This window comes from Massilia sp. BGA-UO-ETr-WB1 (genome assembly GCF_059567845.1).
The window spans coordinates 150,632-166,744 of the sequence record NZ_JCAQOT010000025.1; the positions used below are offsets into that span (position 1 = coordinate 150,632).

General features: G+C 67.9%; 6 protein-coding genes. All 6 read left to right on the top strand.

From position 1 onward, the window contains the following. The first annotated feature begins 6 nt into the window (after positions 1–6). The 6 genes from AC56DV_RS18855 (at position 7) to AC56DV_RS18880 (ending at position 16,111) form a co-directional block, all read left to right on the top strand. Positions 7–2,271, top strand: coding sequence for a CHASE2 domain-containing protein (locus AC56DV_RS18855; protein ID WP_496315776.1), 2,265 nt, complete (start codon positions 7–9; stop codon positions 2,269–2,271). 124 nt (positions 2,272–2,395) lie between these two features. Continuing rightward, complete coding sequence (locus tag AC56DV_RS18860) at positions 2,396–3,412, top strand: ShlB/FhaC/HecB family hemolysin secretion/activation protein (RefSeq protein WP_496315777.1); 1,017 nt, start codon at positions 2,396–2,398, stop codon at positions 3,410–3,412. Between the two features lie 32 nt (positions 3,413–3,444). Next, complete coding sequence (locus AC56DV_RS18865) at positions 3,445–9,888, top strand: YDG domain-containing protein (protein WP_496315778.1); 6,444 nt, start codon at positions 3,445–3,447, stop codon at positions 9,886–9,888. A 249-nt stretch (positions 9,889–10,137) separates the two neighbouring features. Next, positions 10,138–11,715, top strand: a complete 1,578-nt coding sequence (locus tag AC56DV_RS18870) for a ShlB/FhaC/HecB family hemolysin secretion/activation protein (RefSeq protein ID WP_496315779.1) — start codon at positions 10,138–10,140, stop codon at positions 11,713–11,715. A 9-nt stretch (positions 11,716–11,724) separates the two neighbouring features. Then, positions 11,725–15,300, top strand: coding sequence for a two-partner secretion domain-containing protein (locus AC56DV_RS18875; protein ID WP_496315780.1), 3,576 nt, complete (start codon positions 11,725–11,727; stop codon positions 15,298–15,300). Next, on the top strand, positions 15,269–16,111 hold the full coding sequence (locus tag AC56DV_RS18880) for a FecR family protein (protein ID WP_496315781.1): 843 nt from the start codon (positions 15,269–15,271) through the stop codon (positions 16,109–16,111). Before AC56DV_RS18875 ends, AC56DV_RS18880 begins: the two co-directional genes overlap by 32 nt. Positions 16,112–16,113: the final 2 nt, after the last annotated feature.

The following is a 16,113-nucleotide window of genomic DNA, read 5'->3' on the forward strand; positions in this document are numbered from 1 at the left end:
GGCGCCATGGTGTCCGCGTTGCTGAAACTCCTGCGCAAGTACGGCGCCCGCTGGGCGCTGGGGCTGCTGCTGTGCACCGCCGCCATCCTGCACACGGCCAACGTGCTGCACATGGACACGCTGGACCGCATGGACACGTTCATGTCCGGCCTGCGCATGCGGCTCGAGACGCCGGTGCTCGATCCGCGCGTGGTGATCGTCGACATCGACGAGAAAAGCCTGGCCGAAGTGGGGCGCTTCCCGTGGAGCCGCAACGTGATGGCCAGGCTGGTCGAGCAGTTGACCGTGAAATACGAAGTGGCGGCGGTCGGCTTCGACGTTTCCTTCCCCGAGCCGGACACCAGTTCCGGCTACGACGTGCTGCAGCGGCTGGCCCGGGGCGAGCTGCAGCAGGTGCCCGGCCTGCAAGGCCAGCTGGCGCGCCTGCAGCCGCAGCTCGATTACGACGGCCTGCTGGCGCAAGCCATGCAGGGCCAGCCGGTGGTGCTGGGCTACAGCCTGTCCGGCACCCAGGCCAGGGGCATGCTGCCCAAGCCCGCCTTCACCGAGGACGCCCTGAACGGCCGCACCGTGCACGCCTACGCGGTGACCGGCTACGAGGCCAACATCCCGCGCCTGCAGCAAGCGGCCGTCGGCGCCGGCATCTTCACCGCGATGCCGGACCGCGACGGCGTGGTGCGCTCCACCGCGCTGCTGCAGAAAATCGGCAAGGGCTACTACCCCACGCTGTCCCTGGCCACCACCGCCGTGGCGCTGCGCGCGCGCTCGATCGCGCCGCTGTTCGAGGGCGCGGTGGACACCCTGTCCGAGTCGGAGCGCGCCAACGGCGGCCTGGACGCCATCGCCCTGTTCCACGAGGAAGGCAATATCCGCATCCCGGTCGGCGAGGGGCTCACCACCACGGTGCAGTACCGCGGCCCCGGCGGCCCGCAGGGCGGCGGCTACCGCTACGTGTCGGCGGCCGACGTGCTGCGCGGCGCGGTGCCGGCCGAGCAGCTGGCCGGGGCCATCGTCCTGGTGGGCACCACCGCGCCCGGCCTGAACGACCTGCGGGCCACGCCGGTCAACGCCCAGTATCCGGGGGTGGAAATCCACGCCAACATGATCAGCTCCATCCTGGACGGCAGCTTCAAGCTGCGTCCCGATTACGCCTCCGGCGTGGAAGCGGGGCAACTGGTGGTGCTGGGGCTGCTGTTGACGCTGGCGCTGCCGATGCTGGCGCCGCTCTGGTCCATCCTGCTGTCGCTGCTGGCCATCGGCGCGGCCGGCGCCGTCAACTTTTACCTCTACAGCGCGCACGACCTGGTGTTCAACGTCTCGTCCATGCTGGTGCTGGCGCTGGCGCTGTTCATCCTGAACGTGGCCTGGGGCTATTTCTTCGAGGTGCGGCGCGGGCGCGCGCTGGTGTCGCGCTTCGGCGAATACGTGGCGCCCGAGCTGGTGGCCGAGATGGCCGAGAACCCGGAAAAATACAATATGGACGGCGAAAGCCGCGAGCTGAGCGTGATGTTCGTCGACGTGCGCGGCTTCACCACCATCTCCGAGGGCCTGACGCCGAAGGCGCTGCGCGAATACATCAACCTGTACCTGACGGCCATGTCGACCGACATCCGCGACAGTCACCGGGGCACGCTGGACAAGTACATCGGCGACGCGGTGATGGCCTTCTGGGGCGCGCCGGTGGCCTTCCCCGACCACGCCAGCCGCGCCGTGGCCACCGCGCTGCTGATGCAGGCCAGCGCGCAGCGCCTGAACCAGGACTTCCTCAAGCGCGGCTGGCCCGAGCTGAAAATCGGCATCGGCGTCAACACCGGCCAGATGCACGTGGGCGACATGGGTTCGCAGATCCGCCGCGCCTATACCGTCATGGGCGACGCGGTCAACCTGGGCTCGCGCCTGGAAGGCATCACCAAGGTGTACGGCGTGGGCATCGCCGTGGGCGAGGCGACCCGCGCCGAGGCGCCGGAATTCGCCTACCGCGAGCTGGACCTGGTGCGGGTCAAGGGCAAGAACGAGCCGGTGGCCATTTTCGAGCCGCTGGCGCGCGATTCGGAGCTGGGCCAGGCGGCGCGCGCGGAACTGGCGTCCTGGCAGGCGGCGCTGGCGCTGGTGCGCAGCCAGCAGTGGGACGCGGCGCAGGCGGCGCTGGAAGCGCTGCAGCTGGCCGCGCCGCACGGCCTGTACCAGCTCTATCTGGAACGCATCGGCCACTACCGCGCGCACCCGCCGGCGGCGGACTGGGACGGCGTCACCACCTTTGATACGAAATAAACAAGCGTAAAGTATCTGTGTGGAAATACATCAGCTCATCAAAAAAAGCGGACGGAAGACGCAATTCGGACTAAACTGAGAGTAATAAGTATTTCTCTCAGGTCAAGTCCGGGCGGAGACCATCATGCGATGCCGCGTCGTGCAACTGCTGGCTGCTGCGGCTTTGGCCGCCGCCTCGGGCGCGGCTTACCCGGCCGGACAGGACGCGGCGCAGAGCGTTGAGGTAAAGCCGGCCCTGACCGGATCGGTCAGCCTGGACAACAGTGGCGGCGGCGTGCGGCTGGACTACCGGCTGCCGCTGGCGGCGCCGGGCAACACGCTGGACCTGTACGGCGGCTACAACCAGACCGACTATGCCTGGAAAGACCGGGCCTGGGCCGAGGGCGGCAAGGGCGCCATGCTGGGCGCGCGCTACAGCCAGCTGCTGGCCAAGGGCGAGGGCCATGAGTCGCGCCTGAACTACGGCGCCGGCATCAAGGCCTTCCGCGCCGACGGCTGGCAGCAGGACAGCGAGGCGGGCCACGACGTGACGGTCCATCCGCTCACCGTGAACTACAGCGGCAACTGGCTGTTCGGGCAGGGCGAGGCCAGCGGTTCGGTGACGGTGCTGCGCAACCTTGCCGGCGGCCCGCGCGGCGGGCAGGCCGATTTCAGCCGGGCGCGCCCCGGCGCGGACGCCGGCTACAGCATCGTGCGGCTGGCGGCCAGCTTGACCCGGCAGCTGCCGCGCGACTTCCAGGTGCGCGCGGCCGTGAACGGCCAGTACACGCGCGACGCGCTGGTGCCGGGCGAGCAGATCGCCGTGGGCGGCGGCGCGCAGGTGCGCGGTTTCAGCGCGCGCGACCTGGCAAACGACAGCGGCTTGACCGCCAATGTCGAGATATACTCGCCACAGTTGTGCGGCGACGCGCGCTGGCGCTGCCGCGCGCTGGTTTTTTATGACAAGGGACTGATCAAGCGCAACCGCGAGCAGGGCGGCGAGCTGCGCACCAAGGCGATCGGCAGCGTGGGCGTGGGCCTGCGCGTCAGCCTGTCCCGCGACGTGGATTTGCAAGTGGATTACGGCCATGTGCTGCGTTCCAGCCAGGTGCCGCTACAGGATAAGAATCGCCTGCACATCAGGTTGGACCTGGGCTGGTGACTCGCAAAAAGATACGCACAATGAGGTCAACGATGATGACAGGTCCGGTTCCCCAAGGCATGCGGCGCAAGCTGCTGGCGGTGTTGATTGCAGCTTGCTACGGTTCCGCCTACGGCAATCCCAGCGCCCCGCAAGTCGTGGCCGGCCAAGCCAGCTTCCTCCAGCAAGGCAATTTGTACAGCATTACGAACACGCCGAACACCATCATCAACTGGCAGAACTTCTCGATCAATCCCAACGAGATCACCCGCTTCATCCAGCAGAGCGGCGACAGCAAGGTGCTGAACCGCATCGTCGGCCAGGACCCCAGCAAGATCCTCGGCTCGCTGCAGTCGAACGGCAAGGTTTACCTGATCAACCCGAACGGCGTGTTGTTCGGCAAGGATGCGCGGGTGGACGTAAACGGCCTGGTGGCCTCCAGCCTGGCCATCAGCAATAACGACTTCCTGACCGGCAAACTGCACTTCAGCGGCGACGGCGCGGGCAAGGTGGTCAACCAGGGCAGCATCACCACGCCGGGCGGCGGCCAGGTCTACCTGATCGGCTCCAGCGTGGAGAACAGCGGCGTGATCACCTCGCCGCAGGGCGAGGTGGTGCTGGCGGCGGGCAAGAGCGTGCAACTGGTCGATTCGGCCAACCCGGACGTGCACGTGGTGCTGTCGGCGCCGGCGGACCAGGCGCTGAACCTGGGCCAGGTGCTGGCGGCCGGCGGCAAGGTCGGCATATACGGCGCGCTGGTGAACCAGCGCGGGCGCGTCAACGCGGACAGCGCGGCGCTGGGCGCCAACGGCAAGATCGTGCTGAAAGCCAGCGGCGCCAACGGTACCACCTTGCTGGAAGCGGGCAGCCAGACCAGCGCCGCCAACAGCGCGGGCAAGGGCGGCGAGATCCAGCTGCTGGGCGAGCGCGTGGGCCTGGCGGGCGACGCGGCGGTGGACGCCAGCGGCGCGGCCGGCGGCGGCACGGTGCTGATCGGCGGCGATTACCAGGGCACGGGGGCGGTGCAGCGCGCGCAGCAAACCCATATCGCGCAAGGCGCCAGTGTGCGCGCCGACGCCACCGGGCAGGGCGACGGCGGCAAGATCATCGCCTGGAGCGACGGCGCCACGCGCGTGTTCGGCAGCCTGTCGGCGCGCGGCGGGGCCCAGGGCGGCAACGGCGGCCTGGTGGAAACCTCCGGCCATTATCTCGACATGCAGGGCAAGGTGGACACCCGCGCCCAGGCGCCGGGCGGCAAGACCGGCACCCTGCTGCTGGACCCGACCGACATCTACATCGCGTCCGACGCCGGCACCGCCTTCTACGGCGGCATGCTGAACGGCGCGCCGCAGCTGGGCGAGGCGGCCGGCGTGTTCCTGCCGGCCGGCGCCGTGCATGATTCGCTGCTGACCACCGGCGCGCTGCAAACCGCGCTGCAGACCACCGACGTCACCATCAAGACCACCAACCCGGACGGCACCGGCGAAGGCTCGATCCACGTCATCAGCCCGCTGGCCTGGACCACCAGCCGCAGCCTGACGCTGAACGCCGACAAGGACATCCACCTGAAAGCGGCCATCACCGCGTCCGACGCCGCCCTCAGCCTGCAAGCCGGCGGCAGCATCGTGCAAGTCACCAGCCCGATCGACGGCCTGACCGTGAAAAGCCTGGGCGCGCTGGCCGCCGGCGATATCGTGCTGAACAACAGCGGCAACCAGATAGCTGGCCCGGTCACGCTAAACACCGGTAACGGCACGGCCACGCTCGCCGGCGCGCAGGTCAACCTTGGTGCCAGCAATGTGGCGGGAACGCTGACCGTGACGGCGGCCAGCGGCAATCTCAGCGTGAGCGGACCGGTCACTGCGGGGGGGGCCTCCTTGCTCGCGACGGGCGATATTGCGCTGGGCGCGGCGGTTAGCACGCCGACGCTGGTGCTGGACGCTGCGGGCGATATCAGCGCCACCGGCGCGGTCGCGGTGAGCGGCCTGTTCGAACTCAAAGGCGGTGACTGGAAGCAAGAGATCTCGACGTTGCCGGCCTTCAGCGCGGGAGATTTCCGCATCTCCGGCGGCAGCTTTCTGCGCGTGATGGGCGGCAATGGCAGTGGCGACACGCCTTATGCCTTGGCGGATATCTACGGCCTGCAGGGCGTGGGTAGCCTGAACCTTAGTCATTCCTATGTGCTGGACCGCGACATCGACGCCAGCGGCACGGCGGGCTGGAACGAGGCCAAAGGCTTCCGACCGATCGGCTTTAGCGACATGGCTTACAGCGGCGACTTCAACGGCGGCGGCAAAACCATCAGCGGGCTGAAGATCGCCATGCCGAGCGACACCAACATCGGCCTGTTCTCCTATCTGGACGGCGGCAGCATCCGCAACCTCGCGCTGAGCGGCGCCAGCGTGGCCGGGAGTATGAATGTCGGCGGTCTGGTGGGCCGAGCCAGCAACAACGGCAGCATCAACAATGTGAAAGTCGGCGGCACGGTCAGCGGCATCGGCAACGTGGGCGGCCTGGCCGGCTACAGCGGCGCGCAGATCGTCAACGCCAGCAGCAGCGGCGCGGTCAGCGGCGGCTATGCAGTGCAGTACGCTTCCAATATCGGCGGCCTGGTGGGCTACAACTTCGGCAGCATCACCGGCTCGCACTCGAGCGCCAGCGTCACCACTACCGGCCAGGGCTATGCCGGCGGCCTGGTGGGCGCCAACTATTCCGACATCAGCGGCAACGGCAGTATCGATAACTCGTACGCCACCGGCAGCGTCAGTTCCAGCGGCGAGATCATCGGCGGCCTGGTGGGCGACAACGCGGGCGGCGCCATCAGCGAGTCCTATGCTTCCGGCAGCGTGCAGGGCGGGCGCAACGTGGGCGGCCTGGTGGGACGCAACACCTCGGGCTACGCCCGAAATGGCAGCATCCAGGACGTGTACGCCAGCGGCGTCATCAGCGCGCACGCCAGCCCCACTGTGGTGCCGTACAACATGGGCGGCCTGCTGGGCGAGAACCACGCCGGTACCGTGGCCAACGCTTTCAGCAGCAGCACCATCAATGGCACCGGATTCAGCTTCGTCAACGGCCTGGTCGGGCTGGTAACCAGCGGCAGCGTGACGAACGGCTACTTCGATTCCGTCAAGGCCGGCACCACCAGCGACGCCAGCGGCGCCACGGCGCTGACGACGGCGCAAATGATGCAGCAGTCCAGCTTCACCGGCTTCGATTTCACAAGCTCGCCGGTATGGCGCATCTACGAAGGCCATACCACGCCACTGCTGAAGGGCTTGCTGAAACCGCTTACCGTGACCGTCAGCGGCGATACAACCAAGGTCTACGACGGCGTCACCGGCGCCGTCTTCAGCGGCACCAGCAGCAGCGCCGGCTTTGTCGATGGCGATACCGCCACGCAGGGCACCCTGGGCTGGGCCGGGGCGCGCAACGTGGGCACCTACGCCGTCGGCGGCCTGTGGTCGACCAAGTACGACATCGGCTACGCCGGCAGCGCGCAGCTGAGCATCACGCCGCGCACCGTCACGGCCCAGGTGGGCGGCAGCAAGGTCTACGACGGCACGCTGGCGCTGAACGCGGCCAACCAGGCGGTCACCTTCGGCAACGCCGTCGCCGGCGACGCGCTGGGCGCCAGTTTCTCGGCCGTGTTCGCCGACAAGAACGCCGGCACCGGCAAGGCGCTCACGCTGAGCGAAGGCATGCTGACCGGCGCCGCCGCCGGCAATTACGTGCTGGGCGCAGCCACCAGCGCCGGCGCCGACATCACGCGCGCGCCGCTGACGGTGAGCGGCATCAGCGGCGTCAGCCGTGTCTACGACGCCACCGTTGCCGCTAGCATCAGCGGCACGCTGACGGCGGCCGGCATCGGCAACGACGACGTCGGCGCCGTGCTGGGCAGCGGCTACACCTTCAGCAACAAGAACGTGGGCGAGGGCAAAACGGTCAAGGTGCCGCTGACCCTGAGCGGCGGCGACGCCGGCAACTATCTGCCCTATACCACGGTGCTGGCCGACATCACGCCGGCGCAGCTCGCCATCACCTCCATCAGTGGCGTGGACCGGGTCTACAACGGCAGTTCGCTGGCCCAGGTGAGCGGCGCCGCCTTCAGCGGCGTGCTCGGCGGCGACACGGTACAGCTCGGTGCTTATACGGCCTATTTCGACAACAAGAACGCCGGCTCCGGCAAACCGGTGTCGTTTGAAGGCATGCCGGGGCTGTCCGGCGCGGACGGCGGCAATTACCAAGTGGCTTCGGTGCCATCGGGCATCACGGCCAATGTCACGCCTGCCGCGCTGACGGTGGGCGGCATCAGCGCCGTCTCCCGGGTCTACAACGGCGGCACCAACGCCGCGCTCTCGCTGGTGGAAGGCGGCCAGCTGTATGGCGCGGTGAGCGGCGACGCGGTGGCCCTCAGCTCCGGCAACGCCAGCGGCGCCTTTGCCGACCGGCACGTCGGCACCGGCAAGACGGTCACCGTGTCCGGCCTGGCGCTGACCGGCAGCGACGCGGCCAACTACACCGTGACCGCGCCCGCCCTCAGCGCCAACATCACCCAGCTTGATTCGGTCAGCTGGATCGGCGGCGCCAGCAGCCTGTGGAGCGACGGCGCCAACTGGTACGGCGGTGCCATACCGGATGCGAACAATGTGCTGAACGTCTTCTTGAATGGGGGCAGCGGCAGCGTCGTCACTTACGACGCGGGCAATACCTTCCTGCGCAGCCTCACCGCCAGCAACGGCCAGAGCCTGGCCATCAACGGCGGCGCGCTCACGCTGGGAAAGCAGAGTGGCGACGCCTCCGTGCTGGCCGGCTCGGTGAGCCTGAACAGCGGCAGCCTGAGCCTCACCGGTTCGCTGGCTGCCGGCAGCTATGCGCAAAGCGGCGGCACGCTGGGCGGCAGCGGCAACCTGGCGGCCAGCGCCTTCAACCTGAGCGGCGGCGCCATCGGCGGGCTGGGTACGCTGGCGGTCGGCACGCAGTACACGCAGACCGGCGGCAGCATTGCCACGCCGGGCAATATCATCATCAACCAGGCCAGCGGCAACCTGGCGGTGGGCGCCATCTCGGCGGTGGAAGCCATTTCGCTGACGGCGCAAAGCGGCAGCATTTCACAGAGCGGCGCGCTCAGCACCGGCAGCCTGCACACGGTGTCGGCCAGCGGCACCACGCTGGACAACAGCGCCAACCACGTGCACAACTTCAGCGGCAGCAACAGCGGCAGCGGCGGCATCAGCCTGCGCAACGTGCTGAGCGGCAGCGACGAACTGGGCGTCGGCAACCTGGCCACCACGGGGGGCGGCATCGTGGTCGACAACGTTGGCGGTATCCATACCACCGGCAACCTGAGCGCGCTGGCAGGGGCCGTGTCGCTGACGGCGCACAGCCCGGTCTGGGTCGGCCACGAGATCGCCGCCGACAGCATCAGCCTGTCGGCCAGCACCGGGATCACGCTGGCCGGGGCATCCGAATTGCTGGCCACGCACGATATCAGCCTGAACGCCGGCAGCGGCGTGCAGCTGGGCGGGGTGCTGGCCAGTACTGCGGGCAGCATCAGCGTGCTGGCGCAGGCCGGTTCGATCACGGCGGCCAGCGGCACCTCCATTTCAAGCAGCGGTCCGGCGCGGCTGGCGGCAGCCAGCGGTTCGGTGAACGTGCCGGCCAGCATGTTCCAGGCCGGCACCGTGGCGGACATCTATGACGGCGCGGCGGCGGCAGCGGAGGCGGCAGCCAAGGCGGCGGCGGAGGCGGCGGCCAAGGCGGCGGCGGAAGCGGCGGCCAAGGCGGCGGCGGAAGCAGCGGCCAAGGCTGCGGCGGAAGCAGCGGCCAAGGCTGCGGCGGAAGCGGCAGCCAAGGCTGCGGCGGAAGCGGCAGCCAAGGCTGCGGCGGAAGCGGCGGCCAAGGCTGCGGCGGAAGCAGCGGCCAAGGCTGCGGCGGAAGCGGCGGCCAAGGCAGCGGCGGAGGCGGCGGCTAAAGCTGCAGAGGACGCTGCGGCCAAGGCGGCGGCGGACGCGGCGGCCAAGGCGGCGGCGGACGCGGCGGCCAAGGCGGCTGAGGATGCGCAAGCCAAGGCGGCGGCCGATGCGGCGGCCAAGGCGGCGGCCGACGCGGCAGCCAAAGCCGCAGCGGACGCTGCGGCCAAAGCCGCGTCCGATGCGGCGGCAGCCAAGGCAGCGGCGGACGCTGCGGCTGCGGCAGCGCAGAACGACCCGACCCAGCCGGCCGGCCAGGCATCCAATTCCACGGTCAACATCATCAACACGTCGACTGCCATCGGCAGCTCAGCCTCCACCGCGCCCGCCGTCAAGCCATCCACCGCTTCTGCCGAGCAAGCTGGCACCGGCACCGGCAGCAGTTCGGGCGGCAGCGCCACGTCCGAAGCCCCCGACAGTGGATCATCCGACAAGAAAGAGGACAAGCAAAGCGGCAAGAGCGCGCTTGATGCCGAGAAGACCGGGATCAAGGAAGAGGTCACCAAGAAAATGTACTGCAATTGACTGTGCTGCAACTAAGCGGAAGGACGGACCAGCGAGGTTCGTCCCGCTCGCCTGGCAATCGCCCCTAAAGCAATATTTGTTTCAATTGGGAATTAAATTGCCAATTCGTGCTAGCATTTCGCCATCGGCACACTGGATGTGTCTTCTGGAACGACAATATCCTTGATTTTTCAGCAAAATCAGCGGAATTGCCTTGGTCCTGGGTAATAATCGCACCAGCGCAGCACCAAAACAACTCCAAGAGCCTATATGACATTGAAACTAGCGCGCGTTTTCGCGGGCACCTTGCTAGCCGCCGCAGTTAGCGCCGCCTGTGCGCAAGAGCCCGGCAACGACATCCGATTCGAGATCAGCCGCTTCGACGTGAAGGGCAACACCCTGCTGCCCCAGGCCGAGGTGGAGCGCCTGGTGGCGCCGTTTACGGGCCAGCGGCGCGACTTCGGCGACGTGCAGCGCGCGCTGGAGGCACTGGAAGCGGCGTATCACGCGCGCGGCTACAACGTGGTGACGGTGGAGTTGCCGGAGCAGGAGCTGAATCAGGGCGTGGTGCTGCTGAAAGTGGTGGAAACCAGGATCGGCCGCGTCAAAGTGCAGAACAACCGCTATTTCGACGAGGCCAATATCCGCCGCAGCCTGCCCGCGCTGCAGGAAGGCCGCACGCCCAACCTGAACGAGGTGTCCAACAACCTGCGCCTGGCCAACGAGAACCCGTCCAAAAAGGTCAACCTGAAGCTGCAAAGCGGCGACACCGACGGCGAGGTCGACGCGCGCCTTGAAGTGACCGACGAGAGCGCCTGGAAAGGCATGCTCAATGCCGACAACACCGGCACCGGACAAACCGGCAAGACCCACCTGGGCTTCATGCTGCAAAACGCCAACCTGTGGGGACGCGACCACGTGGCCAGCCTGCAGTACACTACCACCGCCGAAGAACCGGGCCGCGTGAAGGTGTACGGCGTGGGCTACCACATTCCGCTCTACAGCCAGGGCGACTCGCTGGACTTCTTCGGCAGCTATTCCAACGTCGATTCGGGCACCGTCTCGGCCGGCCTGATCGACCTGGCGTTGAGCGGCAAGGGCACCGTGCTGGGCGCCCGCTATACGCAGGGCCTGGCCAAGCGCGGCAAGCTTGAATCGCGCATGGTGTACGGCGTGGATCACAAGGCCTTCAAGAACAGCGTGGTGGCGCTGGGCACCGAACTGGGCAACGACGTGACGGTGCATCCGCTGAGCGTGAACTACGTGGCCAACTGGAGCGCCGCGTTCGGCGAACTGGGCGGCTCGGTGACCGTGCTGCACAACGTGTCCGGCGGTTCGCGCGGCGGGCAGGCCGAATTCACGCGCGCACGCACGGGCGCCAAAACCGACTACAACCTGCTGCGCCTGTCGGGCAGCTACAGCCGCAGCCTGCCGCAGGACTGGCAGGTGCGCGCCATCGTCAACGGGCAGTACACGGCGGACGCGCTGATTCCCGGCGAGCAGTTCGGCGCCGGCGGCGCCAGTTCGGTGCGCGGCTTTGCCGAGCGCGAAATATCCAACGACAAGGGCGTGAGCGGCAACCTGGAGCTGTACACGCCGAATTTCTGCAAGAGCGAGCGCTGGCAGTGCCGCGCGCTGGCCTTCTACGACACCGCCCACCTCACGCGCAACCATGCGCTGCCCGGCGAACTGGACAGCACCACGATAGGCAGCACCGGCCTCGGCCTGCGCGTGCTGATGGCCGCTTACCTTAACCTGCAGCTCGACTACGGCCATGTGGTCCAGGCGGGCGCAACAGGGCGCGGTAGCGCCAACCGGCTGCATGTGCGGCTGGGACTGTCTTATTGAATGAGTTAGATGATGCGAGCGTATTTTCCAAGCCACCTTAATCTGAAGCGCAAACTGCTGGCGGCCACCGTGGCCGCCTGTTTTGGCGCAGCCGCGCATGCCCATCCCATGGCGCCGCAAGTGGTGGCGGGGCAGGCGCAATTCAGCCAGCAAGGCAACGTGTTTTCGATTACGAACACGCCCAACACCATCATCAACTGGCAGAGCTTCTCCATCAATGCCGGCGAGATCACCCGCTTCATCCAGCAGGGCGGCGACAGCAAGGTGCTGAACCGCATCGTCGGCCAGGACCCCAGCAAGATCCTCGGCTCGCTGCAGTCGAACGGCAAGGTTTACCTGATCAACCCGAACGGCGTGTTGTTCGGCAAGGATGCGCGGGTGGACGTAAACGGCCTGGTGGCCTCCAGCCTGGCCATCAGCAATAACGACTTCCTGACCGGCAAACTGCACTTCAGCGGCGACGGCGCGGGCAAGGTGGTCAACCAGGGCAGCATCACCACGCCGGGCGGCGGCCAGGTCTACCTGATTGGCTCCAGCGTGGAGAACAGCGGCGTGATCACCTCGCCGCAGGGCGAGGTGGTGCTGGCTGCGGGCAAGAGCGTGCAACTGGTCGACTCGGCCAACCCGGACGTGCACGTGGTGCTGTCGGCGCCGGCGGACCAGGCGCTGAACCTGGGCCAGGTGCTGGCGGCCGGCGGCAAGGTCGGCATTTACGGCGCGCTGGTGAACCAGCGCGGGCGCGTCAACGCGGACAGCGCGGCGCTGGGCGCCAACGGCAAGATCGTGCTGAAAGCCAGCGGCGTCAACGGTACCACCTTGCTGGAAGGGGGCAGCCAGACCAGCGCCGCCAACAGCGCGGGCAAGGGCGGCGAGATCCAGCTGCTGGGCGAGCGCGTGGGCCTGGCGGGCGACGCGGCGGTGGACGCCAGCGGCGCGGCCGGCGGCGGCACGGTGCTGATCGGCGGCGACTACCAGGGGAAAAACGCGGCGGTGCCGAACGCGCAGTTCAGCTTCGTCAGCCAGAGCGCCAGCGTTTCGGCCGACGCCACCGCGTTCGGCGACGGCGGCAAGATCATCGTCTGGGGCGACCAGGCGGCGCGCGCGCACGGCATGCTGTCGGCGCGCGGCGGCCGCGCGGGCGGCAACGGCGGCCTGGTGGAAACCTCGGGCCATTTCCTGGACGTGGACGGCGTGCGCGTCGATACCCGCGCGCAGGCGCAGGGCGGGAAGGCCGGCCTGTGGCTGCTGGATCCTGAATTCATTACCATCGCCACCGGCGGCACCGCCACGCGCGAGGACGTGGCCAATTTCGGCGCCGGCGAGGCGAGCGGCATCACGTCGATCGCGCCGGAGACCATCAATAGCGCCACCACCCATGTGGCGCTGCAAGCGCGCCGCGACATCACCTTTGTGGACGCCGTCAACATCGCGGCGCAGGGCGTGGGCGTGTCGGCGCAGGCGGGCGGCAACATCAACGTCAACGCGGCGCTGACCACCAATGGCGGCCCGGTCATCCTGCAGGCCAACCTGGGCGACACCGCCACCGGTTCCGGCGCGGTGAACATCAATAGCGCCCTGTCCACCAACGGCGGCAACCTGGTGCTGAGCGGCGCCAGCGTGGCGCTGAACGCGGCCGTACATGTCGGCCTGGGCGACGCGGACCTGCACACCAACAGGGCCGGCGGCAGCATCGTGATCGGCGCCAACGGCAGTTTGACGGGCAGTTCCGATGCGGCCTATTCGCCGCTGTTCTTCTTCATGGCGGACAACGTCAGCCTGCTGGGCAGCGTGGACGGCGGCGGTGCGGGCGAGGGCACCTCGGTGTCCTTCGTGCCGTACACGGCGGACCGCGCCATCCTGGTATCGAACACCGCCGACGCGGGCAAGCTGACGCTGGCTCCGGCGGACCTGGGGCGCGTATCGGCGCTGAACCTGAACATCGGCAGCAGCGGCACCGGCGGCGGCGTGGTCGTGGCCGACGCGCTGGAACTGGGCAAGGTGCGCAACCTCTTTATCGAAAGCGGGGGCGACATCGCCATCAACAGCACGGTGCAGGCCAGCAGCGCCAACGGCACGCTGTCGCTTGGCACCTACGGCAGCACGGCTGGCATCGAGTTCGGCGCAGGCGGCAGGCTGGGTGCGCAGAACGTCCTGCTGCGTTCGGATAATATGGATCTGGGTAGCACGGCGGGCGCCATCACCGCCAGCGGCCTGGCCAGCCTGTCCACCTATAGCGACACCGCCGGCATCCAGCTGGGCGGCGGCAGCAGTAACGGCAGCACCGGCGCCTTGATGCTGTCGGCCGCCGAGCTGGCCGCGATCCAGGCGGATACGCTGCAACTGAATACGGCGCAGGATTTGTCGGTGGCGGGCGACGTGGTTGCAAGCGCCGGCACGCTGGTGCTGAAGGCGGGCGCCATCAGCAACGGCGGCGGCAAGATCACCGCCGGCGCGCTGGATATGACCGCCAGCGGCAGTATCGGCGCCGCCGGCAACGCGCTTTCGACGGTGGTGTCGCAACTGTCCGCGCAGAGCACGGCCAGCAGCGGCAGCCATTCGATCGACATCAACAACGTCAACTACGCGGCCAATCCGGCATCGTCGCAAGCGGGCCAGTTGACTATCAAGAAGCTCATGCTGGCCAGTGGCAACGGCGGTTCCATCACGCTGCACAATACCGGCGCCACGCTGCTGGACGCTGCGGGCACCGTGAGCGCAGGCACCGGCAAGGTGACCCTGGCCGCGCATAGCCCGCTGACCATCAACGGTGCGGTGCGCACCGATTCTGGCGATATCGAGCTGGTGGCAGGTTCCAGCGGCGCCGCCACAGACGTGCTGAGTTTCGGCAGCGGCGCCCTGGTCAGCTCCGGCAGCGGCAGCGTTACGCTGACCGCCGGCGCGTCCATCCAGGGCTTGAGCAGTTCCACGGTGCAGACCGCGCCGGGCAAGCTGGTCACCCAGGCAAACCAGAACCCGCCGGTGACGCCGCCGGTGGTGACGCCGCCGGTGGAGCCCCCAGTCGTGACGCCGCCAGTCGAGCCGCCGGTGGTCACGCCGCCGGTGACGCCGCCCGTGGTAACGCCGCCGGTGGTAACGCCGCCGGTCGAGCCGCCGGTGACGCCGCCAGTGGTGACGCCACCCGTGGTCACTCCGCCCGTCGAACCGCCGGTGACGCCGCCCGTAGTGACGCCGCCCGTCGTCACGCCGCCCGTCGTCACGCCGCCGGTCGTCACGCCGCCGGTCGAGCCGCCCGTGGTAACGCCACCGGTCACGCCGCCTGTGACACCGCCGGTGGTTACGCCGCCGCCGAGCGCGGACATCTGCACCATCGCGCCGAATTCGGCGCTGTGCCAGGTGCTGTCGCCGCCAACCGCCAGCGAGCCGGTCAAGCCGGTGCAACTGGCGGCCAATGAAGTCATCAAGACCGTCACCGCCGGCACTCCGCGTTCGGAAACCGGCGGCCCGGCCGCCGCGTCCTCCACGCCGGACGACAAGACCGACAGCAAATCGGACACAAAAGAACTCGCCTCAAACGACAAACCGGGAATCAAAAATGAGCCAGTTAAAAAACTGTACTGCAACTAAAGCCTTGCTGCTGCTGGTTCTGTGGTGCAGTTGCACCCTGGCCCTGGCGGCGCAAGTTGCGGGCACCGTGGTGCAGCTGAGCGGCCCGCTGATGGCGCGCAAGGCCAGCGGCGCGGTCAAGATCCTGTCGCTCAAGTCCGAAGTCGAAAGCGGCGATACGCTGGTGACGGAAAAGAACACATACGCCCTGGTGCGTTTCATCGACAATAGCGAAATCACGCTTAAGCCGGCCACCACGATGAAGATCGACAGCTACGCCTTCGACAACGCCAAGCCGGATGAAGACAGCGCCAATTTCAGCCTGGTGAAAGGCGGCCTGCGTTCGGTCACCGGCCTGCTGGGCAAGCGCAACAAGGAAAAGTTCGAACTGAAGACGCCTAGCGCCACCATCGGCATCCGCGGCACCACCTTCATCGCCGAGTATGTACCGGAGGAGGAGCAACGCGGCATGGCTTCGCTGCAAGCTTGGCTCAACGCCAGCACCGCCGCGCTGGGCGACAGCGTGATGCCGATCGCGCCGCTGCAACTGGCGCAACTGCCGATACGGCCGCCGCCCAGCTCGGCGGTCATGCCGCCCGGCCTGTACGTGCACGTGATCGATGGCCTGATCAATGTCAGTAACAGGGGCGGCGCGCAGCAATTTTCGGCTGGCCAGTTCGGCTTCACGCCGAACCCCATGCAGCCGCCGGTCATTGTGCCGAAGAATCCGGGCCTCCTGTTCACGCCGCCGCCGGCATTCTCCGCTCCCCCGCCGGTCAGCGGGACCACCTCGCAGCCCAAGTCCAACGCGGTCGACTGCGAAGTACGCTAAGC